This window comes from Sphingomonas sp. GW821-FHT09B04, from assembly GCF_059418285.1.
Genome location: NZ_JBWKPO010000003.1, coordinates 79,560 through 101,321 on the forward strand (window position 1 = coordinate 79,560; position 21,762 = coordinate 101,321).

The window sequence follows — 21,762 nt, forward strand, 5'->3', positions numbered from 1 at the left end:
CCGGGCGATCATGGCTGGTGCCTCAAATCGGCCCAAGGCGAGCGCAGCCACTCGCCGAACGGCAGTGAGCTGTCTGCGTTCAGATAGCGGCGATACCGCTGCTTGCTCCGCGAGAGCTTCGGCGCGGGCGGGCTGTGCTCCGCGACGAACGCCTTGCCGGCGTCGGTGACGAAGAAGAAGTCCATCCCGCCGAAGGGCAGGCCTTTGCCCGCGCGCCGGGTCATCAACCCTACGACGACGAGGGCGACGCAAACCGGATAGTCGACGCTCCCGTCACCGGTGACGAAGCGGTTCCGATACTGCTCGCCCTTGCCATACTGATCGACGCCGAGCGAATGCTGGAGAATGTGAAGCGCCGCTTCGGGCAGATCGGCTGGCGTCGTCATTCCGCCGCCTCCAGATCGAGCAGGTCGAAGAGGCTCGGCACGGCCGCAGCGTTCGCAGCGTCGCGCAGGTAGCCGCAGGCGAAGGCGAAATATTCGGGGTTGAGCTCGCTGCCACCGCCGCGACGGCCCTTCTCGATCGCGCGCATCGGCACGGTGCCGAGACCGGCGAATGGATCGAACACCAACTCGCCCTTCATGCTGAACCGGTCGATCAGGCGGTCGACGATGTCGAATTGCAGCGGGCAGACGTGCTTTTCGGCGCCCTTGCGAACCTGCTCGGCATTGAGCGTGCGCATCCGCGCGACGTCGTCCCAAGTGTCCGGCCGGTGCGCGCCCGGGGCGAGCGACATGAAGGTGCGGGGCAGCTTGCCGCGGCCGTCATTGCCGTTACGCGCCTCGATCATCTCGCCGATGGCGACGTGGGCCTCGTGATCGTGGATCAGCTCACGCGTTTGGGTGAGGAACTGCTTGACCAGCGCCCCGATCGGCATTTCGGCGAACCGCTCCGCCAGGTAGGCGAGCTCATCGGGCATCGCCTGGCGGTTGCCCGACGATCGCCAGAAGCTGTGCGCGTCGATCTGCCAGCGCGCGAGACTGTATTCCTCTGCTTCCTTGGTGACCGGCTTGTCGGCATAGGCGCGAGCGGTGTCGCTCTGCGGCTTACGCATGAGCAGGATGTACTCGGGCGAGCCCACGCCCATCTTCGTCCCGTCCTTGAGCATTTCGCTATAGGAGAGGCGGTAGGTCTGGTTGTTCTCGCGAACCACGTCGGTGTTGACGTGGATCATCCCGAGATACTGGAAGCCGTGGCGCAGGTAGTGAAAGAGCGCCTTCGCATGGAACGGATTGACGGTCGGCACGCCCTCGCCGGTGACCGAGCCGAACAGGATCCTGTCCTTGACGTGGATGCAGGCGAGCCGGCCGGGCGCCAACGCTTCGAGCAGCGCCGGGGTCAGGTGGTCCATCTGCGCGAAGAAATGATCGTCGCCGTCGGTGTGACCGAAGTCGTTATAGCTCGGCGTATATTCGTAGTGGTTCGAGAATGGGATCGACGTGACGATCAGGTCGACCGAGCCCGGCTCAAGCCGCGCGGCCTCATCGACGCAATCGTTATGCGCCAGCGTCCAGCCGTCGCCGGTGACCGTCCGGCGCGCGACGCCGATCGAGCGCTTGAGGCTGGCGAGCGCGACGTCATGCTGGAGACCGAAGCGGCGGATGATGCCGCTCATGCGCTCGGCCATGGCATCGTGCAGCGCCCACTTCGTCTGGAGATCGCGGACGACTTCGGTCTCGGTCTCGGCGAAGATGATGTCGATCTCGACGGCATGCGGCTGGCCGAAGCGCTGGATGCGGTGGATCGCCTGGATGAAGTCGCGGAACTTGAAGCCAACACCGGCGAAGACCGCCCGGTGGCAGTTGCGCTGCAGGTTGCCGCCCGCCCCGAGCATGACCGGCTTGGCGCCGAGCGCGCGGAGCGTGCCCGCCTTGAACCGCTCGACGATCTTCTCGCGCACGTCGAGCTTCTGCGTGCCGTATACGAACTCGCTGTCGGGCACCGCGGCGGCGAGCGCCTTCCGCTCATCCTCGAGGTCGTGCCACAAGAGGAAGTGGTCAGCCGGGGCAGCCTGGACGATATCCGCCACCTTGGCGACGCGATCATGCAGCGTGGTGCGCTTCTCGCGGGCCGCCTCCTGCACGCCCATAGCGGCATCGCGCAGAAGACGGCCCTGGCCGCGCGCGTCCGCGCCGGCGTCCGATATGTCGGTGGTGACCTTGTGCCAGCGCACGTCGATCGGCGGCAACTCATAGCCGTCATCGCTGAACCCGAGATCGCTCGGCCGCTGGAGGCAGATCGCCCAGCTATTAACCCACAGCCAAAATTCCTCTTCCTTGTGGGGATAGAGGGTCAGGTCGCCGGCCTTCTCGCTGTTGCGCTGGAAAAAGCGGGTGAGCGCCTGGCCGGTGTCCATCACGCCGAGGAAGCCGGCGTAATGGATCAGCTCCTTGTAGCGATTGGGCGAAGGCGTCGCGGTGGCGACGAAGCGGTACGGCACGTTCTCGAAGAGCGGGAGGAACGTCTGGTAGGTCTTCGAGCCGAACGACCGCAGGCAATCCGCCTCGTCCAAGCTGACCGCGCGAAAGCGGTCGATCCTGATCTTGCCCTCGCGGACGCTCTCATAGTTGGTGAGGAAGATGCAGCCCGGTCCGGTATAGGCCTCGATCTCGTCATCCGAGCGGACGAACCGGATATCGACGCCGAGCATCGCGGCGTCGCTGATGAACTCCTGACGCACGCCGAGCGGCGCGACGATCAGCGCGTCGGGCTTCTCGCCTTCCTCTGCCTCCAGCTTGCGCAGGATGATGTCGAGGATCTCGATCTGTTGGACCGTCTTGTGCAGCCCGAATGCCTCGAACAGTGCGCGGCGCCCGCCCTCGACCGCCCAACGGACGATCGGCCGGACGTGATCGCGCATCGGACGGCCGTCGATCAGGTGCGAGCGGACATCGTCGAGATCGCAGGGAAGGCCGGCCGGGAGGGCCTGCGGCACCTTCGCTTCGAGAAAGGCTTGATATTTCCCGCTCATGCGATGCGCCTCCAAGCGTTCTGATCCCAGCCGTTGCGCACGGCGCGATCGATGATTTCGGCGCCGGACAGGACGATGGCGCCGCGGCGCCAGTGCGTGCCCTTCGGATTCGGCTTGCCGTCGCGGTCGCTGCGAAACACCGGGCCGAACCGTTGCAGGAAGGCCGCGGCCTGCCCCTCGGGCGAGATGTCGCGATGCGGCTGGAACGGCCGGTTACGGCTGCGATTGGGGATGAAGACGGTGCGGATCGGTGTGGTGCCGGTCTCTGCGAGCCACCGGCTGATGATCGTGGAACTGACCGAATAGTGGTGACAGAGCTGCGCGACGGTGCAGAGCGGGGCGTTCGCGGCGAAGTCTTCGGGCGCAGGCCGCTTGGCCCAGCCGTTGGCGGCAAGCTGCCCGCGATTGATCCCGCTTTCGACTAGCCAACGCTTCACGGTGGAGAGGCCCGCACCGTAGTGATGCACGAGCTTGTCCAGGCCCTTGCCGACCGCGACTTCGGCAAAGTCAGCAGGGATGGCGCGGCGTCGCGCGCGGATCGCCTCGGCGCGGATGGGCTTGGCACATTCGACGCAACGCTTGGCCTTGCGGGTGATCGGTGCGCCGCACGCGCATTGGAACTGCGCGCTCATGCTTCACCTCGCGCTTTGGCGATCGCGCGACGGGCTCTAGCGGCCGACAGTGGGAGACCGGCAACCACAGAGCGGTTGCTCATGAAGCCTTCCAGCGCCTCCAACAGCTCCGGTGCCGCGGCGATCAGGCGCGCTACGTGCTCTTCGCGTACCCAACAGAGCGCTCGGCCCGTAGCGTCTAAAACGAACCACCCGGGATGCTTCGGGTTCTCGACGTCCTCGCGGATGCTCCAAGTCGTATGCGGCGCGCTCATGCCCGCCGCTCCAGCGGAAGCGGTGCTTCGTCGTCGACGGCGCTATCATCGCCGTGCGTCCGGAACTCGGCCGCTGCCTCGCGGTCGATCTGTGCGATCTGCTGGTCGATCAGCTTCTCGATCATCGCCCAGCGTTGCTCGGCGCGGTGCTTCGTCAGCTCGCGAAAGTACGGCTGCGTGCGCGCCAGCACGGCCGGCATTGCGACGCGCAGGTGGGTGCGCAGCGACAGGCGGGCCATTTCGAGCTCGGCCTTGTCGTTGATGGAGAATGGCCCGCTCATCGCCCGCTCCCCGCGGTGAGGCTGGCGAGCGCGGTGTCGTGCGCTGCGTTGACCCGCGCCTGCGCGGCGTCCGACCCGCCCGGCCGGTCAGGATGTGCCTCCGCCGACAGCTTCCGCCATGCGGCGTTGATCTCGTCGATGTTTGCGTTCGGCCCGGTGCCGAGCACCTGCCACCATTGTTCCGGAGCGGGGAGCGCCTGGTAGCCGGTGAAGGCCTGCTCGACCGAGCCGACGCCCCAACGTTCCTGCCCGCGCAGCGCCTCGATGTGCTTGGCGATCGCGACGATGTTGTCTTCGACGCGCAGCCACTTGTCGCAGGCAAGGACGGTGTCGCGGCCCTTGAGCTTGAAGTAGCAGGCGACGCCGACGTCGGACGGCCGGGCGCGATCGCCACGCGGCTCACCGTTGAGGTTGAGCTCGACGTTGGTGGAAAGCACGATGCTGCGCGCGCCGAGCAGGTCGAGCTCGCGCCCGAGCTGCTTGCGCGCGACGGACATCGTGACGTCGACCTTGTTGGAGTAGCCGCGCCCGGTGTCCTTCTTCTTGTGGAAGGGCGCATGCGTGCGGAACTGCGCGCGGGGCCATCCGGCCGGCCAGGCGAGGGGATGCGCCTGCGTCATGACCACATCATCCACGCGCCGAGCGCGGCGAAGGCCCAGGGCAGGCCGATGATGCCGGCAAGGGGCGCGACCGACGGACGGTCACCCGACGGCGTCCGCGCGTCGAGCCACGCCTTGTCGCCGCCCGGGAGGATCACGAGCACCCGCTTGCCGTCCCGGCTGGTGGCGAGCAGGGGCAGGTGAAAGATGCGACAGGCAGGGGTCAGCGAAGGATTGCCCTGGGGATGAACCTGACGCTCGACGCGGTGCGGCGTAACCCGCTCGGGATCCTTTAGGCGCTCGGCGGCGGCGCGTGCCCACGTCTCGCGGCTGGCCTTCGCCTTCTCCGCCTCGATCCGGAGCGTGACGTTCTGTGGCATCGTCCAGCGCGAGCCCGGCTGGGGCGCGCCGTACCAAGGGTCAGTCTGCGATGGAATGATGCGCGGGCCGGAGCGCAGCGCGCGATCGATCTCGGCGACGGTGAGCCGCGGCTGTACGCCGGGCGCAACTTCCTGTTCGCGCGCAACCGGTGCGCGCGTTGCTTCGGCGGCCATGGGCCAACCTCCCCGCTAGAGTGGAGCAGGGGGATCGACGGAAGCCGGAACCTTGGGAGTGCCGAGCGCGCCTATCTGACCCTGCGCATCGGCCTCATCCCCCTCGGAATGCCACCGATGAGCGCAGGATTAGCGCGAACGCTACAGCAATGCAACAGAGTTAATAGCGTTCACGCTAAATTTATAGCGCTCGACCGAGCCAGACCGGCCGGCCGATGAGTCTGGCCTGTTCTTCCGACAGTTCGTACTCGCGATACCGATCGTTCGCGGAGAAGATACGCAGCTTCCCGCGCTGGAGCGGAACGCGCTCGACCAGCTTGACCACATAGGTGTCGCCATCGAACAGGGCGAACGGTCCCGGCTGGGTCGGATCGCGGTCGCGGCGATCAACCAGGATCTGATCGCCGTGGAGATACCCCGCCTCGATCATCGAATCGCCGCGAACATCGATCATGAGGAAGTCGCCCGGTTGGCCTCGGAGGCGCTCCTCAATCAGTTGGCGAGAGAGCAGGGCCCGGCCGGGCTCACCCTCTCCATAGCCGCCGCCGCCCATGCCGCCATAGGCAGGCAGGATCTCGACCTCGACATAGTCCGGCATGTCGACGGTGTCGTCGGTGTCGCCGAAGAAGTCGGGGAATTTCTCCTTGAGCTTCTCGATCGTGGAGGATGAAAGGCGGTGAGGGCTCTTGCGGTTAACCAGGCGCGTGAACGTCGTGACCGCGACGCCGGCTTCCACCGCCAATGCGGAGATGGACTTGCCGGTGGCGGATGCCAATCCGAGCAGCATCTCGCGATCCCGTTCCTGCGCGCTCTTCATAGAGCGGGAATTAGCGCGCACGCTAACGAAGTCCACCCGACATCGCGGTCGAGGCGGTCTGCGTCTCTCGAATTTGCGGTAACGCTATTTACGAATAGCGTTACCGCAACTAAATGGGACATATGCACGATGGTCTTCAGCCCTCGGGAGCGACGCAGCTCCTTTCGCGTGTGGAGCGAACAGGCTTCTCGATGGCGGATGTGTGTCGGGAAGCGCGGGTTGCGCAGTCAACCCCGTCGCGCTGGAAAGCCGAAGGTTGGGAGCCGAAGGCGCGCACGCTGCGAAAGATGCACCTCGCGCTCGATGCGCTGATCGAACGCAGGGATGCGGCGACGCCCGCCGCGGCCTAGCCGGTGAGCGGGTCGCTCACCATCGAACGCGGCGGCTACGGGTCTCCCGAGGCGTTGTCCCGCCATGCGCGCGCGCGGATCGAAGTGTGTCGGCTGGTGTTTGCCGTCGTCGACTTCGACCCCTTTCGCATCGCCGATCTGCGCGCGCCCTCGCTGGATCGCGAGCTGATCCGGTTCCGGCGCGCGGTAATCCTGTCTGCAAAGCTTCACACGAATGCCGCGTTCTCAGAGATCGGTCGCGCGCTGTGCCGCGATCATTCGAGCGTTACGCGCGGGCTCGATGCCGCGCTTGGCCTCTATCGCGAAGATGATGAGTTCGTGGAGCTGTGCGCGCGCATAGCGGAGCGCGCCGTCTTGCGCGGCCGTTGGCGGGAGGCTGGCGGGCAACAGGCCTTGGCTCTCCCGGTTACCCCGCCGATCCCCGGCGCCGTCCCGCAGCAACCGCTGCTAGACTTCTCGCGCGGGGCGGCGCCGTGACCCTGAACTCAAAGCAGGCGCAGTTCGCGCAGGAATATATCATCGATCTCAACGCGACGCAGGCGGCGATCCGCGCCGGCTATAGCGTGAAATCCGCATACTCGCAGGGCGAGCGACTGTTGAAACATGCTGAGGTCCGCTTCGAGATTGATCGCCTTCGCGCCAAGATCAGCGAGAAGCTTGAGATCAGCGCCGAGAATGTCGTTAAACGCTGGTGGGAGATCGCCACTGCGGACCCGAACGACCTGATCCAGTTCCGCCGGCGGTGCTGCCGCTACTGCTATGGCGAAGGCCATGCCTATCAGTGGCGCGACGCGAATGAATTTGCCGCGGCGCTGGCGGCCGCCTCTGCGGCAAAGGACAAGAAGGGCGATCTCGCGACCGCCGCGAAGGATGCTGGCCTAGGTGACTGGCTTGGGTTCGGAGAGTTGCCTCCCGCGCTCCCGACTGACGAAGGCGGCTATGGCTTTCGCCGCGACCGCGAGCCGGTTTCCACCTGCACGAACTGCGACGGCGAGGGGATGGTGGATGTTCACGCGGCCGACACCCGCAAGCTGTCTGGCGCAGCGCGCGTGCTCTATGCGGGGGTGAAGCAGACGCGTGATGGCTTCGAGATCAAGATGCAGGACCAGGGCAAGGCGCTCGACAACGTCGCCCGCTATCTGGGGCTGTTTAAGGACAAGGTCGAAGTCACCGTAACGGACCGCGCGTCCGCGCTGGCGGCGGCGCGGAAGCGGGCGACTGATGCTAAGCGCTGATCCCGAGCTCGCCCTGATCGAAGATATCGCAAGCTTCACCCATGATCCGGTTGGGTATGTGCATTTCGCGTTTCCTTGGGAAAGTGATCGCTTGCCGGAGAAAGGGCCGCGCGCCTGGCAACACGACACGCTCAACATCATCGGCGAGCACCTGTCGAATCCAGAGACGCGCTTCGATCCGCTCCGGATCGCGGTCGCGTCGGGGCACGGCATCGGCAAGTCGGCCCTGATCTCGATGATAGCCGCGTGGGGGCTCGACACCTGCGAAGATTGCAAGGTCGTCGTGACCGCCAATACCGAGCCACAGCTCCGCACGAAGACGATGCCGGAAATCTCGAAGTGGCGGAAGCTGTCGATCACCTCGCATTGGTTCAAGGTCAACGCGCAGTCGATCGTCTCGCTTGAAAAGGGGCGGTCGGACCAGTGGCGCCTCGATGCCGTCACCTGGTCGAAGGAGAATACCGAGGCGTTCGCGGGCCTGCACAACAAGGGCAAGCGGATCATCGTCATCTATGACGAAGCCTCCGGCATCGACGACAAGGTGTGGGAGGTGACGCTCGGCGCGCTGACCGACGAAGAAACCGAGATCATCTGGATCGCCTTCGGCAACCCGACGAAGAACACCGGCGAGTTTCGCTGGTGCTTCGGAAAGAACCGCGCGCTCTGGAAGACGCGCCAGATCGATAGCCGCACGGTCGAGGGCACCAACAAGACCTATCTGAACAGCCTCGTCGTTGCCTATGGCATTGGGAGCGACATCGTGAAGGTGCGCGTTCTGGGGCAATTCCCGTCCGCGTCGTCGATGCAGTTCATCGGGTCGGACGTGGTCGAGAGCGCGCGCATCCGGCCGGTACCGAAGGGGCTACTGAGCGATCCGCTGATCTTCGGCGTCGACTGCGCTCGGTTCGGCGGCGATCATTCGACGCTCGCGATCCGGTGCGGGAAGGATGCTCGGACACGGCCGTGGAAGCGCTGGCACCAGATCGACAGCATGACCGTCGCCGGCGACGTGATGCTCGAGGCGCAGATGTGGAAGCCCGACGCGATCTTCGTCGATGTCGGCAATATCGGCGGCGGCGTGATCGATCGCCTGCGCCAGCTCGGCGCGCGCAATGTGATCGAAGTCCACTTCGGGGGGACGGGCGGGACGGTCGAATGGGCGTCGGGCGTCCACATCGCCACACAGAACAAGCGCGCGCAGATGTGGGCTTCGATGCGCGCCTGGCTGCGCGGCGGCGGCGTCATCCCCGATGAGCAGGTGATCGAGGATGACCTGACCGGCATCGAGTACGCCTACTCCGGCGAGGGCGAGACCGAGATCGTGCTCGAAAAGAAGAAGCACATGAAGGCTCGCGGCCTCGCTTCGCCTGATGATGGCGATGCGCTCGCCTGCACCTTCGCCTACCCGGTCGCCCCGCGCACCGCGGCGCGTCGGGATCCTGCGAACTACATCGCCGGCAACCCTTCCAACTATGATCGCTTCGCGGAGCTCGACCAGTGACACACTCCCGCCTGTTCAATATTCGCCAGCAGATTGTGCATGGCGTCGACCTGACGATCGCCGATTTCAAGACGGCGCAAGGCCTCGGGTCGGTGTCCGTCGAGAGCGAGGTCTATGACGAGCATGGCATGGTGGCGCTTGAAGAGCAGCTTGAGATCGCTCTCGCCGAGATTGCGAAGCGACAGCACCTGATTCCGCCTCGCCCGCGCCACGCCGAGCTTTGACGTCTGTGCGCGTGGCGCACCTGACCTGACCATCCATGTAGCGCTTGCCTCTGCAACCGAGAGGCAGGCGAACGATGTGCATGGGAACCCCCGACGTCCCGACAATTCCCGAGCGGCAAGCAGCGAGGGCGCCTGGCGGCGACCCGAGCGCGCGCATGTCCGACCGGGACAAGCGGCGCCGTGGCTATGCCGCGGCGATGATCGCCCCCGCCGCCGGCGCGGCTGCGACCACCAACGTCCTGGGAGTGTGACATGCATAAGTATCGGCTGATCGCCAGCTTCGAAGCGTTTCAGGTGACCCCCGCTAGCCGCGTGGATCGCGATACCTGGCCGGAATGGCTCCGGGCCGCACATCTCAACGACAAGGCGGTTGAGACCACGGGCGTCGTATACCCGGTCGACCACCCCAACAGCGACGGCGCCGATCAGCTCCGCCTTGAAGCGGGCGGCGGCGCAGCAGGATCGCAGGGTGGCCCGATCGAATGGGGTGACTGGATTGTGAAGGGCGAGGACGGGGGGCTTTCCCTGTGCCCGGCGGATCGCTTCACCTCGATCTACGAACCTGCCTAAGTGGCGACGGGCGGCACCCTGACACTGCGGCGGACCGAGGATGAAAAGGCCCGCGAGCATGCGGAGCATCGCCACAAGGCGATGATGCCGAGCAGCGATCTCGTGGCCACCTGGTACGAGATCGCTGGGCTCTGCATGCCGACCCGCTCGCGTCATCTGGTCGAGATGCGCAAGAAGGATCAGCGCAACGCATCCAGCAAGGTCACGCTGTACGATGGGAGCAGCCTGCGGACCTTCCGCACGCTGCGCAACGGTATGCTATCGGGCATGTCGCCGCGGTCGCGCGACTGGCGGAAATCCGATCTCGAAGACACGGGGTTGCGCGACTATCGGCCGGTCAGCCTGTGGCTCGCGGCCTATGATAAGCTCATCAATCAGGCGCTCGCCACCTCCAATTTCTACGAGACGATGCTCGCCGTCTATTACGAGATGGGCGGGTTCGGCACGGGAGCGGCGCTGTTTGAGAACCACGATGCCGTAAGTCCGAAGTTTGTCTGCCACGCGCTGACCGCAGGGGAATACGGATTGTCGGTCGGTGTCGATATGAAGCCCGATTCACTGGCGCGCACCTACATGTTGACAACGCGACAGCTCGTCGAGCTCTACGTTGCCGACCGGTTCGACAGCGCGAAGCTTGATTGGTCGCGCGTGTCGCGCCGCGTCAAGGAGGCGTGGGATGCCGACAAGCTGGAGACGGCCTTCCCGATCAAGCAGGTCATCGAGCCGAACCCGGCCTATGTACCCGGCAAGATCGGCTCGGTCGGGATGCGCTACCGCTCCCTCAAGTGGGAGGCGGGGCAGGATGATCGCAAGCAGTTCCTCGCGATCGAGGGCTATCGTTCGCAGCCTTTCATTGCGCCGCGCTGGGAAGCACTGAGCGGCGACGTTTGGGGTGACGGGTGCGGCAAGACGGCGTTGCCCGATATGCGCGCGTTGCAACTCCAGGCGAAGCGCAAAGGGCAGGCTACCGATATGCTCGTCATGCCGCCGACCTGGGGGCCGCCCACGATCGACCGCGTCGGGATGCTGCCTGGCAATCACACCACTGTTGCCGCCGTCGATATGTCGACGGGCATCAAGGCCGTGATTGAGATGCCGTATCAGGCGCTGACCGTCATTCGCGATGATGTGATCGACGCCCGACAGGCCGTGGACCGCGCGGCCTATGTCGACCTGTTCATGGCGATCACGAACATGGAAGGCGTGCAGCCGCGCAATGTCGAGGAGCTGATCCGGCGTCATGAGGAGCAACTCACCCAGCTCGGCCCGGTGGTCGACAGCGCCAATGTCGAGGGCCTGCAGATCGCAATGGATCGCGTCAGCGACATCCTCGCGGCGCGTGGTGACCTGCTCAATAGCCTGCCCACGCCGCCGGAAGAGATGCAGGACGAAGAGATCCGCACCGACTTCACAGGCATTCTCGCGCAGGCGCAGAAGATGATGGCGATCAGCCAGACCGAGCGCGCTGTGAGCTTTGCCGGCAACATGGCCGCGGCGTTCCCCGAGGTCGCCGACAACCTCGATACCGACGAGATCATCAAGGACTATTGGGAGCGGTCGGGCGCGGTCCCGGCCGGATTGCGCGACCCCAAGCAGGTCGAGGCGCTCCGCGCCCAGCGGGCGGCGGCGCAGAATGCCGAGCGCATGGCGGCGATGATGCCCGCTGCGAAGGATGGCGCGGATGCGGCGCGCCTGTTGTCCGAAGCCGACACCGGCGGTGGTTCACTGCTGGAAAGGCTGATCGGATGAGCCGTCGTCTGCCCGACCCTACGCCTGAACTCGATATGGCGGTTCTGATGCGCAATCCGGCCTTTCGCCGGTTTCTGTTGCGTGTTTGTTCTCATGCCGGTATATGGCGTTCAACTGCTGGAGCCGAACATGCCCTTCTGATGGAAGGGCGCAGGTCTCTGGGGTTGGACATCCTTACCGAGGCAGGTGCGGGCATCCCCCGCGCCACGAGCGTCGAGCATGTGCTCGCCGTGATCCTCGCAGAATCCACCCCACAGGAGACCCCCGATGACGACGCTTCGCATTCATCCGACACCTAAGCCCCGCATTCGCATGACGCCGCGTGAGCGCGCCATGGGCCGCTTCTTGCGCGGTCCCGATGGTCATGGCGACGGCGGCGGTGATGCTGCTGCGGCGGATGCCGGCGCGGACGGCGCTGGCGCAGGCAATGGCGGCGAAGGGGGCGGCGATGAGGGACAGGGTGCGGACGACGGCACCGTGCTCGGTGGCGCTGGAGCGAGCGACGCAGAAGGCGGTGAAGGGCAGGAAGGCGCGACGGACAAGGGCGAAGCGGGCAAGGATGGCGATCAAGGCGGCGCTGCGGGCGCTCCCGAGAAGTATGAGCTGACCCCGCCCGAAGGCTTCGAGAGCCTCGATCCGGAGATGCTCGCGGCGGCAGATCCAATCCTGCGCGATCTCAACTTGTCGAACGAGCAGGCGCAAAAGCTGGTGCCGCTGGTCGGTCAGGCGATCCAGGCGGCGGCCGCGCGTGCCAATCAGGCGCTCGCGGATGGTGCAACCGCTCAGCGCAAGGAATGGGCCGACGCCTTCGAAGCGGACCCTGAGATCGGCGGTGCGAACCGCAAGGCGACCGAAGCCGCCGCTGCGCGGGCATTCGACCATTACGGCATCAAGGCGGGCGAGGGCGTGCGCAAGCTGCTCGATGAGAGCGGGCTCGGCAATCATCCGGACCTGATCCGCTTCGTCGCGCGCGTCGGCGCGGACCTGGCCGAGGGCAGTTTCGAGCGTGGCAGCGAGGCGAAGGGCGAGAAGGCGCCCGAGGCCAAGCTCTACGGCGCAGAATTTCAACCTAAACCGAAAAACTGAGCGAGGGACTAAATCATGGCAGCACGTAACGGAGCGCTCGCGACGCTGGTCGATGTCACCGCCACCTATGGCGAGGCCGGCGAGTCGCAGGGTCAGGTCGCGGAAATCCTGACCAAGGACAACCCGATCCTTGAGGACATCCCGTGGAAGGAGGGCAACCTCCTGACCGGCGAGCGTACCTGGGTGCGGACGGGCAAGCCCACGCCGACCTATCGCCGGTACAACCAGGGCGTGAAGAAGTCGAAGGGCACGGTCGGATCGTTCGACGAAACCGCCGCGCAGCTCGCCGGCGCATCGCAGATGGATCGCGCGCTCGCGACCCTCGGCGGCAATCCGGCAAAGGCGCGGATGGCCTTCGCGAAGCCGTGGCACGACGCGTTCAACGAGACGTTTTCGGAGCGCCTGTTCTACGGGAACGCCTTCTTCGAATCGAAGGAGTTCACCGGCTTCATGCCGCGCTTCAACGATCTGACCGGCCCGACCAGGGCGCAGATCATCGACTGCGGTGGCACCGGAACCGACAATCGGTCGATGATGCTTGTCAACTGGGATCTCGACAAGGTCGGGGGTCTCTTCCCCCAGGGCAGCACGGCCGGCCTCCTGCACATGGACACCACCTCGAACAAGGCCGCAGGGCCGGACGGCTATCCGATCGGCGACGTCGTGCAGGACGATAATGGCGACGATTATCTCGCCTATACCGACTGGTGGCAGTGGGATCATGGCCTGTTCGTCAAGGATCCTCGCGCGGTCGTCCGTGCGGCGAATATCGACTACTCGCTGCTCACGCCGAACCGCAGCACCGGTGCCGACCTCGAGGACGTGATGGTGCAGATGTACTATCGCGCCCCGCATATCGGCCCGAATGCGGCGTACTACGTTCCGTCGACGATCGGGGCGATCATCCACCGCCAGGCGCTCAACGATTCTCGCACGGGGCGCGGCATGCTCGGCTTCGATGAGGTGGGCGGCAAGAAGGTGCCGACCGTCCTCGGCGTTCCCATCCGCTCGCTCGATGTGATGAACATCGACGAAGCCCGCGTCGTCTAAGGAGACTGGACCCATGCACACCGACCGCGAACTGCTCTGCTCGGAGAAGCAGGCAATCACCGCAGATGCGGTTTCGACCGATGCGATCCTGATGAAGGGTCTGCTCGGTGCCGATCGCAGCCGCAACCTGCGCGCGTTCTGCCAGATCGAGGCAGACTTCACCCCCGACGGCGCCGCCACCGGCATCACGTTCGAGATCATCCAGGCGGACAACGCCGCGCTGACCACGAACGTCGTGTCGCTTTACTCGACGGGTGCAATCGCCAACGGCGCCAGCAACGTCAACCTCAAGGCGGGAAAGCGCGTCATCGACGTGCCGCTTCCCAAGGTGACGAAGGACTATCTTGGCTACCGCTACACCACCAATGCCGGCGACTATACGACCGGCCGGGTGACTGCGGGGCTGGTAGTCGGGACTGATACGGCGCTGTCCGAGCGTCCGAGCGGCGAAACCCACGGCTATTAAGGAGATCGGCACATGAGCACCATCGTCCTGGACCGCAAGCGGTTCATCAACGGTCGCCTGGCGCAGGAAGGCGAAAAGATCGACCTCGACGAACAGGGCGGTTTCATGCCGGCCGGTTCGACGCCGGTCGACCAGATGTCGATCGAGCAGCTCGAAACGATCCTCAAGCGCCGCAAGAAGGAAGCCGACGCATCCGGTGACAAGGCCGAGGCGAAAGCGCCGAAGCCGACCGCTGTGAAGGCTCCCAAGCCGGCGGCCGCCAAGGCCCCGGCGCGGGGCCGAAAGGCGAAGGCGAGCGACAAGCCGACGACGCCGCCCGCCGGCGGCGATGACCTGACGCTCGAAGGCAAGACGATCGAGCAGCTCCGCGAGATCGCGGGCCGCGAGGATGTCGAGATTGGCGATGACGCCGACGTGCCGGCGATCATCGAGGCGATCAACGCCAAGCGCGACGACGTCTGAGCGCTTGATGACCGCAGTATAGGGCGGGGCGGCGATGCCGCTCCGCCTTTTCTGTGCGTTCCGCGCACGGGGCATGGCTGCCTTCCTATGTCGCAGTCATGGCGGTTTCACGGCTCTCAATATGGAACGCGGCGCTCGACGAGGTGCCGACCGATCGCGTCGATGCGCTCGACGAAGTCAGCCTCCAGGCTGAAAAGTGCGAGGCGCACTACGGGCCGGCGCTGCAATATCTTCTCGAGGATCACCCCTACGACTTCGCGATCGTCCGTGCGCCGCTTGCGGTCGCGACCAACGATCGGGCAGCGGAGTGGCGCTTCTCCTACGCCCTGCCTGCCGATATCGCATCGCCCCGGCACCTGCTGCCCTATGGCGCCGCCGAGGCGGGTGCGGCGCTCTATTCGTGGGTCGGCAAGGCTCGCTCGCTGGAAACTCGCGCACCACTGCGCATCGCCGGCAACCGGCTCTACGCCAACATCGAAGCCGCAACGCTGGAGTATGTGACCAGCTCGCCGAGCGAGGCGCGCTTTACGGCCATGTTTGCCCGCGCGCTGGAGCTGGAGCTGGCGTCGCGGATCGTCATGCCGCTGGTCAAGGACCGAAAGCGCAAGGGCGAGCTGCTGGTCGAGGCCAGGATCGAGCGCGAGCGAGCGAAGGCGGCGGATATGAACCGCGACCGGGAGAGCACGCGCGACTTCATCCCAGAGGAAATGCTGGCGCGGGCGGGGTATCGGGTATGACGATCGAGTTTATCGGGGTGCAGCCTATCGTCGCGGCCACCACCGCGGCGGCCGCGAAGCAAGTTTATCGCGTCGTCGAATTGGGCGGAAGTGGCGCGACCTCCATCGAGGTCGGTTGTACCAACGACCTGAGTGTCGAGGGCAACGCCAACTATGTCCATTGGTCGAGCACCGCCGAGACTTGCCGAATCGAGCGCTCGATCGGCGGCATCTTCGAACCGCTCGGTGAGACTGCTGACGGGTTCTACGTGGATCGCGGCTGATGGTCGGCGCGCGCATCGGACAGCATAATTTCAGCCGGGGCATCCTCTCGAAGGAGCTGTGGGGCCGGATCGACGTCGCATCCTATGCGGCGGGCGTGCGCCAGGCAACGAACGTCGTCATCCTCAAATATGGCGGGCTGTCGAAGAGGCCGGGCTCGCGCCTCGTCTATGAGATCAAGGATGACGACCAGCGCCGGCTGGTGCCGTTCGAGGGCGCCTATGAGGCTTCCTACGCGCTCGTCATGGGGCAGGCGAGCATGCAGGTCGCGGCGCTGGGAGGCATGGTGCTCGAAGAGCGATTGACTGTGGAGGGCGCGACCAACACAAACCCGATCGAGATCACCGCATCCTATCATGGCTTTTCCGACGGCGATGAGGTCTTCCTCACCGATATCGAGGGTATGACCGAGCTCAACGGTAAGATGCTCGTGGTCACTGTCACCGGCGAGCATACCTTTACCGTGCCGCTCGACGGCACCGCGTTCGGCGCCTTTACCGGCGATGAGGGCGGGATCGTTCGCGATGAAGAGCCCGCGCCGCCACCGCCGCCGCCTTCGGTGCCTGATCCCGTCCCGCCGCCACCGCCGCCGCCTGTGGGCGGCGGTGGCGGTTGGCAGCATGAGCGGCCGTTTGAGTAATGAGTGTAGCCCGCATCTATAAAGCCCCCACGCCCTTCAACGCGGTCGAGCTCGCCGACCTGGACTTCGTCCAGGCGTTCGACGTGGTTTATCTTGCCCATATCGATCACGATCCGACCAAGCTCGTGCGCAGTGCACATGCATCGTGGGCCTTCACCACTATGCCGATCGGACCGACGATCGCAGCGCCGAGCGGCGTAGGCGTGACTGCCACGGTCGCGAACACCGATGCGGGCAACGCCGGCAACGGTTACTTTCCGCAGCCGGCGACATATCTGGTCACTTCGATCAACGACACGACGGGACAAGAGAGCCGGCCATCTGCTTCGGCCGCTGCGACCAACGACCTGACGTTGAAGCGGAACAAGAACGTCGTTGCCTGGTCGCCGGCGTCGAGCGCCAGCCGCTACAGGATCTATAAGGCGGAAAATCAGCAGGCGTTCGGCTTCATTGGCGAATCCCTCACCACCAGCTTCACCGACGACAATATCGCACCCGACCTGACCGACGGCCCGCCCGAGGCGTTCAACCCGTTCGCGGGCGCTGGCGACAAGCCCTCGACCGTGACGTTCTTCGAGCAGGGGCTGTACTGGGCGCGGACGCGGAATAACCCCAATGGGGTATATCGCTCGCGCTCGGCGGACTTCGAGAATTACGACATCGCCCGGCCGGTGCGCGAAGACGATTCGATCGCGCTGCGCATCCAGGCGCAGAAGGTCAATTCCATCAATGCGCTGGTGCCGTTGTCGAACCTCATCGCAGGCACCGGCGATGGCGTGTTCCTGCTGACCGGCTCCAATCAGGACTATCTCGCTGCGTCGCCGCCGCCGCTAGCGAAGCGCCAGTCGGGGCGCGGCGTCAGCCGCATGCTCAAGCCGCTGGTGCTGGACGAGGTCGTTTTTTACATCCCCGCCGTCGGCTCGGGCGTGCGAAGCTTGGGCTTCACCTTCGAGATCGACGGTTATCGATCGAACGACGTCTCGATCTTCTCGCCCGGGCTATTCACCGGCCATACATTCCGAGGCTGGGCCTATGCCGAAGAACCACTGTCGGTCATCGTCATGGCGCGATCGGACGGGAAGATGCCGGCGTTCACTTGGCAGCAAGAGCAGCAGGTGTGGGGATGGACGCTATGGGAGACGCTCGGCGAGATCGATGACGTCTGCGCCGTCGTCGAGGGCGGAGAGAACCGCATTTACTGGATTGTCCGGCGCACGATCAACGGGGTCGAACGCCGCTTCGTCGAGCGGGTCGCCTCGGCGAAATGGGCGGACGTGCGCGATAGCTGCTATGTCGATTGCGCCGTCTCCTTCGCGCCGGAAGAGCCGACCGGCCGGTTCTACGTGCCGCATCTGGCGGGAGCGATGGTCAACGCGATCGCCGATGGGTTCGCGCTGCGCGGTCTCCAAGTCGATGAAGACGGTTGGTGCGATCTCGGTGGCTATGAAGCCGAGCAGGTGGTGACCATCGGATTGCCCTATGAGGCGGTAATCGAGACCCTGCCCGTCGTGCCGCAGACAAACAGCGGCTTTCCGCGCGACAAGCGCCAGAAGGTGGGGGAAATCGTGCTCCAACTCGCCGACACGCGCGCGGGCGGGGTCGAGGCGGGTCGGCGCCTCGAAAGGATGTACCCCATCAAGGCTCGCCACAATGAGCCGCTTGGTACGGCGACTACGTTGTTCACCGGCGCGTTGACGGCTGCTACCGAGCCGGTCACGGCCGGAGAGGCGACGTTGTTCATTCGGGCAGCCGAGCCGTTGCCTTTCACCGTCACGGCCGTGTACCTGGACCTCCAGATTGATGAGAGTTGAGCTTCACCGCGCATCGCCGGCGCACATCGGAACGATCGCGGCGCGGATGCGCCAAGCGGACCGGGTCGAATGCGAGGCGTGGGGCGCCACGCCGAAGCGCGCGCTGCGCAGCGCCTTCCACGCCTCGGCGATCGCCGCGACAGCATTCGTCGACGGCCGGGCGGAAAGCATGATGGGTGTGGTGCCGGTCAATGCGCTCGAAGGCGTCGGCCGGCCGTGGATGCTGGCGACAGACCGCGCCTTCGATTGTGCGCGCCCGATGCTGGTGCTCGGCCCCGCGATAGTGGAGCAGTTGCACGAGCGCTTCTCGCGCCTCGAAAATCACGTCTGGGCTGGCAATGATCGGGCTATCCGGATGCTGCGCCGATGGGGCTTCGAGATCGGGGACGCGCCCGAGCGCGTCGGCGGTGTAGATTTCGTGCCGTTCTGGAGGGAGGTCTAATGTGTCTTGATCCAGCATCGCTGACCATCGCAGCGACCGCGGTGAGCGCGATAGGCTCGGCTGTGTCAACTGTCGCCACAATGCAGCAGCAGACTTATCAGGCGCGCGTCGCCGATCAGAATGCGCGGCTCGAGAGCGCGGCTGCGCGCGACGCGCTCGATCGCGGCAAGATCGAAGAGCAGCGTTACCAGCGCCAGCTATCGCAGCAGATGGGTGCTCAGCGCGCCGCATTGGCCGCGAATGGGATCGACATTGGCTACGGCAACGCGGCGGCGATCCGCGCCGATCTCGCGCGCACGGGTGCGGAGGATGCACAGACCATTCGCGAAAACACGATTCGGGAAACCCGGGGCTTCGAGATCTCGGCGGCGAATGCGCGAGCTCAGGCGGCGGGCGCCCGTCAGGCGCGGACAGCAGCGGCAATCACCGGGGCGTTCGACTTCGGGAAGACGATCCTCGGCGGTGCGCAGCAGTATCAGAAAATCCGTGCGGGGCGCGCGGCCTAGTTAGGCGCGACGCAATCGAAACGCGCAGTCGCGCCACGCATCTCGGCGAGCCGGGGCGCCTTGCCGTACTGGCGACAATGCTTTTCCGCATAGGGGAGGGCCTCGGCTTCATTCCACACGTTGGAGACCGCGACATAGACCTCGTTGCCGCTCACCCCGGCCGGGAGCATCCGTCCGCCAGCGCATGAGGCCAGTGCGGCGGCGGCCACCACGATCGACATAGCCCTCAACATTAGAACAGCCCTCCGACGGCCCCTCGCCCCCGATGCTCCGCTGCATCTTGCAAAAACGGCCGGTGTGCAAGCTTCTGTGCGTTCCCATCGTGGCACGCGCGCAGGGCGCTAGCCGTTCGACATGGCCCGCGTCCCTATCGTCCAAGGCCCATCGGTTGGCCTCGCCCCCCTCTCGCGTGAACGCATCCGCCCGGCTGACAACGGCGGCGGCGCGCTCGCCGGCCTTGGCCGGGGACTCCAAGAGATTGGCCAGGCGGGGGCGCAGTTCAGCGAGACGCAGGACCGTCTTGATGAGATGCTCGACGAGGCTGCGACCAAGAAGCTCGACAATGAGGCCGCGCAGCGAATGCGCGCATTGCTGTGGACGGGCGACGGGGCATACTTCTCGAAGCGCGGGTTCGACGCCGCCGCGGCGCGACCTACGACTGAAAAGGCAATCGGCGACCTTCGCGAAGAACTGATCGCGCGTGCCACCACCGACCGGCAACGGCGTATGTTCGGCGGTGTGTTCGATCATCGCGCTGGGGGCGAGCTCGAAGGCGTCGCGCGGCATGCGGTCGGGCAGATCGCGGCGGAGCGCAAAAACCAGTCCGTCGCCCGCCTGGAGAATTTCCGCGAGGATGCGGTGACAGCGTCGGACGATCCGGAGCGGTTCAACGACTTCCTTGACGGCGGCCTCGGCGAGCTGCGCACGCTGGCCGATCAAGAGGGTTGGGCGCCCGAAACCATCACCGGTGCAGAGGCGCGCTATCGGTCCGAAGTACACGAGGCGGTTGTGCGTAAGAAGCTGGCGACCGAGGATATCGACGGCGCCAAGCAGTATCTCGATGATCATCGCAGCGACATTGACTGGAAGTCTGAAGCATCGCTTGATGCCGCCCTGCAGGATCCTCTCCAGCGGCGCGAGGCGTCAAGCGATGTCGATGGCGTGATGGGGATGGCCACTGCAGCTGGCACAGATACCGTCGCCTATGCCGATCCGCTCCGCGGCGCGGGTCGTGGTGGGCCGGTCACCGGCGGCGGCTATGGCGCGAAGCGCGACTACGGGGCGCACCAGGGTATCGACATCCCGGCTACTCGAGGCACGGCCGTCTATTCGACGGCGCCCGGCGTTGCGAAGGTCAGTCGCAGCGAAAAGGGCGGCAACATCGTCACGGTGACGCACGCCGACGGTGCGATTTCCAAGTATATGCATCTCGACCAGGTGAAGGTGCAGGATGGCGACCGCGTCTCGCCCGACACCGTCGTGGGAACCGTCGGAATGACGGGCCGATCTTCCGGGCCGCATCTCCATTGGGAGGTGGTACGCGGCGGCAAGAAGGTCGATCCTTCCACGGTCGTCGGGCAGGCGCAGCAGACGCCGCGCCGCCATGATCTCAACACGATCTATGCGTCAATCGACAAGCGCGCCGCTGATGAAGGGTGGACATTCGAGCGCCGAGAGCGCGCGAAAGCCGAGGCGGACCGGCGCGTCGGGCGTGATGAGCAGCTTCTCGCGCGCCAGGAGCAGGATGCTGAGCGGAGCGCGTGGGATGCAATCGACCGCCTGCCTGAGAACAAGCTCACCTCGATGTCACAGATTCCGGCTGAAGTTCGCGGCCGACTAAGCCCCCGCGCTCGCGTGCAGTTCGCAGAAGAGATCGCGCGGAACCTCAAGCCAAAGGAAATCGACGCTAACGGTGACGCGGCGATAACGCTGAAGGTGCTTGCGGCGCGGCATCCCGACCAGTTTGCGTCTATGGACCTGCGGCCTTTTCGTTCGCAGCTCACCCCGGGCGAGTTCGAATCGCTCGCCGTCGATCAAGGGCGGATGCGCGCGAAGCCGGAAGAGGCTTCCACGACGTCCAATGTTCGGGCGGAGATCGACCGCGCGATCTCCTTCTACGGCTCCGATATCGGCCTTGGCAGCAACGTCACCGATCGGAAGAACGAGGATGGCCGCAAGGCCTACGGCCGGATCTCGGACAGCATGCGCGGGTATCTGGAGCGCGCCACGGACGGTGGCAAGCGCAAGCCGACCGACGACGACCTGAAGGCTGCGTTCGATCACGCGACGATGGAAGTGATTGTGCGGGGCGGCGGCACGTTCGGGGGTGACGTCACGCGCCGGCGGCATGAGGTCGAGACCGGACGCATCGGAGTTGCCATCCCGATCGACGTCAAGGGCCGGATCGAGCAGTCGTTCGCGCGCCAGAATCGCCGTTTGCCGAGCGGCGAGGAAGCCATGCGCATCTATCTCGCCAACAAAGGCAAGCCGGGGTTCTGGAAATAATGGCCCAAGACCCGCTCGATCGCCTCCTTGCGCCAGAACCGCACGGTGACCCTCTAGAC

General features: G+C 65.4%; 29 protein-coding genes. 20 read left to right on the forward strand and 9 right to left on the reverse strand.

Annotated elements, in window-relative coordinates; genetic code table 11:
- Positions 1-8 precede the first annotated feature (8 nt).
- From AC07NK_RS09995 to AC07NK_RS10030, 8 genes are all read right to left on the reverse strand, one after another.
- Positions 9-386, reverse strand: coding sequence for a hypothetical protein (locus AC07NK_RS09995; RefSeq protein WP_495170438.1), 378 nt, complete (start codon positions 384-386; stop codon positions 9-11).
- Positions 383-2,971, reverse strand: a complete 2,589-nt coding sequence (locus tag AC07NK_RS10000) for a DNA methyltransferase (RefSeq protein ID WP_495170439.1) — start codon at positions 2,969-2,971, stop codon at positions 383-385. Before AC07NK_RS10000 ends, AC07NK_RS09995 begins: the two co-directional genes overlap by 4 nt.
- Positions 2,968-3,603: a hypothetical protein gene (locus tag AC07NK_RS10005; RefSeq protein ID WP_495170440.1), complete on the reverse strand. Its 636-nt coding sequence runs from the start codon at positions 3,601-3,603 to the stop codon at positions 2,968-2,970. Before AC07NK_RS10005 ends, AC07NK_RS10000 begins: the two co-directional genes overlap by 4 nt.
- Entirely contained in the window at positions 3,600-3,857 is a 258-nt protein-coding gene (locus AC07NK_RS10010; protein ID WP_495170441.1) for an XkdD/Y8K6 family phage-associated protein, read from the reverse strand. Before AC07NK_RS10010 ends, AC07NK_RS10005 begins: the two co-directional genes overlap by 4 nt.
- On the reverse strand, positions 3,854-4,138 hold the full coding sequence (locus AC07NK_RS10015) for a hypothetical protein (protein WP_495170442.1): 285 nt from the start codon (positions 4,136-4,138) through the stop codon (positions 3,854-3,856). The genes AC07NK_RS10010 and AC07NK_RS10015 overlap by 4 nt, the downstream gene beginning before the upstream one ends.
- The gene (locus tag AC07NK_RS10020) at positions 4,135-4,773 is read right to left on the reverse strand and encodes a J domain-containing protein (protein ID WP_495170443.1); all 639 of its coding nucleotides are present in this window, start codon (positions 4,771-4,773) and stop codon (positions 4,135-4,137) included. Before AC07NK_RS10020 ends, AC07NK_RS10015 begins: the two co-directional genes overlap by 4 nt.
- The gene (locus AC07NK_RS10025) at positions 4,755-5,291 is read right to left on the reverse strand and encodes a hypothetical protein (RefSeq protein ID WP_495170444.1); all 537 of its coding nucleotides are present in this window, start codon (positions 5,289-5,291) and stop codon (positions 4,755-4,757) included. Before AC07NK_RS10025 ends, AC07NK_RS10020 begins: the two co-directional genes overlap by 19 nt.
- 181 nt (positions 5,292-5,472) lie before the next feature.
- Positions 5,473-6,108 carry a S24 family peptidase gene (locus AC07NK_RS10030; protein ID WP_495170445.1) on the reverse strand — a complete coding sequence of 212 codons (636 nt, stop codon included), beginning with the start codon at positions 6,106-6,108 and terminating at the stop codon, positions 5,473-5,475.
- A gap of 122 nt (positions 6,109-6,230) precedes the next feature.
- On the opposite strand from AC07NK_RS10030, the gene AC07NK_RS10035 reads away from it, so the two are divergent.
- The 19 genes from AC07NK_RS10035 to AC07NK_RS10125 all read left to right on the forward strand — a co-directional run bounded on the left by AC07NK_RS10035 (position 6,231) and on the right by AC07NK_RS10125 (position 19,198).
- Positions 6,231-6,458, forward strand: a complete 228-nt coding sequence (locus AC07NK_RS10035; protein ID WP_495170446.1) for a hypothetical protein — start codon at positions 6,231-6,233, stop codon at positions 6,456-6,458.
- Between the two features lie 3 nt (positions 6,459-6,461).
- Positions 6,462-6,935 carry a hypothetical protein gene (locus AC07NK_RS10040; RefSeq protein ID WP_495170447.1) on the forward strand — a complete coding sequence of 158 codons (474 nt, stop codon included), beginning with the start codon at positions 6,462-6,464 and terminating at the stop codon, positions 6,933-6,935.
- The gene (locus AC07NK_RS10045) at positions 6,932-7,693 is read left to right on the forward strand and encodes a terminase small subunit (protein WP_495170448.1); all 762 of its coding nucleotides are present in this window, start codon (positions 6,932-6,934) and stop codon (positions 7,691-7,693) included. Before AC07NK_RS10040 ends, AC07NK_RS10045 begins: the two co-directional genes overlap by 4 nt.
- Positions 7,680-9,194: a terminase gene (locus tag AC07NK_RS10050; protein ID WP_495170449.1), complete on the forward strand. Its 1,515-nt coding sequence runs from the start codon at positions 7,680-7,682 to the stop codon at positions 9,192-9,194. The genes AC07NK_RS10045 and AC07NK_RS10050 overlap by 14 nt, the downstream gene beginning before the upstream one ends.
- Entirely contained in the window at positions 9,191-9,418 is a 228-nt protein-coding gene (locus AC07NK_RS10055; RefSeq protein WP_495170450.1) for a hypothetical protein, read from the forward strand. Before AC07NK_RS10050 ends, AC07NK_RS10055 begins: the two co-directional genes overlap by 4 nt.
- 80 nt (positions 9,419-9,498) lie before the next feature.
- A complete protein-coding gene (locus tag AC07NK_RS10060; RefSeq protein ID WP_495170451.1) occupies positions 9,499-9,669 on the forward strand; it encodes a hypothetical protein in 171 nt (56 codons plus the stop codon).
- Between the two features lies 1 nt (position 9,670).
- On the forward strand, positions 9,671-9,988 hold the full coding sequence (locus AC07NK_RS10065; protein WP_495170452.1) for a hypothetical protein: 318 nt from the start codon (positions 9,671-9,673) through the stop codon (positions 9,986-9,988).
- Positions 9,989-11,737, forward strand: coding sequence for a portal protein (locus AC07NK_RS10070; RefSeq protein ID WP_495170453.1), 1,749 nt, complete (start codon positions 9,989-9,991; stop codon positions 11,735-11,737).
- Positions 11,734-12,036, forward strand: a complete 303-nt coding sequence (locus AC07NK_RS10075; protein WP_495170454.1) for a hypothetical protein — start codon at positions 11,734-11,736, stop codon at positions 12,034-12,036. The genes AC07NK_RS10070 and AC07NK_RS10075 overlap by 4 nt, the downstream gene beginning before the upstream one ends.
- Positions 12,005-12,823: a hypothetical protein gene (locus tag AC07NK_RS10080; protein WP_495170455.1), complete on the forward strand. Its 819-nt coding sequence runs from the start codon at positions 12,005-12,007 to the stop codon at positions 12,821-12,823. The genes AC07NK_RS10075 and AC07NK_RS10080 overlap by 32 nt, the downstream gene beginning before the upstream one ends.
- Positions 12,824-12,838: 15 nt before the next feature.
- On the forward strand, positions 12,839-13,873 hold the full coding sequence (locus AC07NK_RS10085) for a major capsid protein (RefSeq protein WP_495170456.1): 1,035 nt from the start codon (positions 12,839-12,841) through the stop codon (positions 13,871-13,873).
- A 13-nt stretch (positions 13,874-13,886) separates the two neighbouring features.
- Positions 13,887-14,339 carry a Bbp16 family capsid cement protein gene (locus AC07NK_RS10090; protein WP_495170457.1) on the forward strand — a complete coding sequence of 151 codons (453 nt, stop codon included), beginning with the start codon at positions 13,887-13,889 and terminating at the stop codon, positions 14,337-14,339.
- A gap of 12 nt (positions 14,340-14,351) precedes the next feature.
- Entirely contained in the window at positions 14,352-14,801 is a 450-nt protein-coding gene (locus AC07NK_RS10095) for a hypothetical protein (protein WP_495170458.1), read from the forward strand.
- A gap of 98 nt (positions 14,802-14,899) precedes the next feature.
- Entirely contained in the window at positions 14,900-15,538 is a 639-nt protein-coding gene (locus tag AC07NK_RS10100) for a phage connector family protein (protein ID WP_495170459.1), read from the forward strand.
- Positions 15,535-15,801, forward strand: a complete 267-nt coding sequence (locus AC07NK_RS10105) for a hypothetical protein (RefSeq protein ID WP_495170460.1) — start codon at positions 15,535-15,537, stop codon at positions 15,799-15,801. The genes AC07NK_RS10100 and AC07NK_RS10105 overlap by 4 nt, the downstream gene beginning before the upstream one ends.
- Complete coding sequence (locus AC07NK_RS10110) at positions 15,801-16,439, forward strand: ubiquitin-activating E1 FCCH domain-containing protein (RefSeq protein ID WP_495170461.1); 639 nt, start codon at positions 15,801-15,803, stop codon at positions 16,437-16,439. The genes AC07NK_RS10105 and AC07NK_RS10110 overlap by 1 nt, the downstream gene beginning before the upstream one ends.
- Positions 16,439-18,250, forward strand: coding sequence for a phage tail protein (locus tag AC07NK_RS10115; protein WP_495170462.1), 1,812 nt, complete (start codon positions 16,439-16,441; stop codon positions 18,248-18,250). Before AC07NK_RS10110 ends, AC07NK_RS10115 begins: the two co-directional genes overlap by 1 nt.
- A gap of 46 nt (positions 18,251-18,296) precedes the next feature.
- Positions 18,297-18,692 carry a hypothetical protein gene (locus AC07NK_RS10120; protein WP_495170463.1) on the forward strand — a complete coding sequence of 132 codons (396 nt, stop codon included), beginning with the start codon at positions 18,297-18,299 and terminating at the stop codon, positions 18,690-18,692.
- On the forward strand, positions 18,692-19,198 hold the full coding sequence (locus tag AC07NK_RS10125; RefSeq protein WP_495170464.1) for a virion core protein, T7 gp14 family: 507 nt from the start codon (positions 18,692-18,694) through the stop codon (positions 19,196-19,198). Before AC07NK_RS10120 ends, AC07NK_RS10125 begins: the two co-directional genes overlap by 1 nt.
- On the opposite strand, the gene AC07NK_RS10130 is transcribed toward AC07NK_RS10125, so the two are convergent.
- Positions 19,195-19,419, reverse strand: coding sequence for a hypothetical protein (locus AC07NK_RS10130; protein ID WP_495170465.1), 225 nt, complete (start codon positions 19,417-19,419; stop codon positions 19,195-19,197). The two genes, AC07NK_RS10125 and AC07NK_RS10130, sit on opposite strands and share 4 nt — an antisense overlap.
- A gap of 133 nt (positions 19,420-19,552) precedes the next feature.
- On the opposite strand from AC07NK_RS10130, the gene AC07NK_RS10135 reads away from it, so the two are divergent.
- The gene (locus AC07NK_RS10135; protein ID WP_495170466.1) at positions 19,553-21,703 is read left to right on the forward strand and encodes a M23 family metallopeptidase; all 2,151 of its coding nucleotides are present in this window, start codon (positions 19,553-19,555) and stop codon (positions 21,701-21,703) included.
- Positions 21,704-21,762 lie beyond the last annotated feature (59 nt).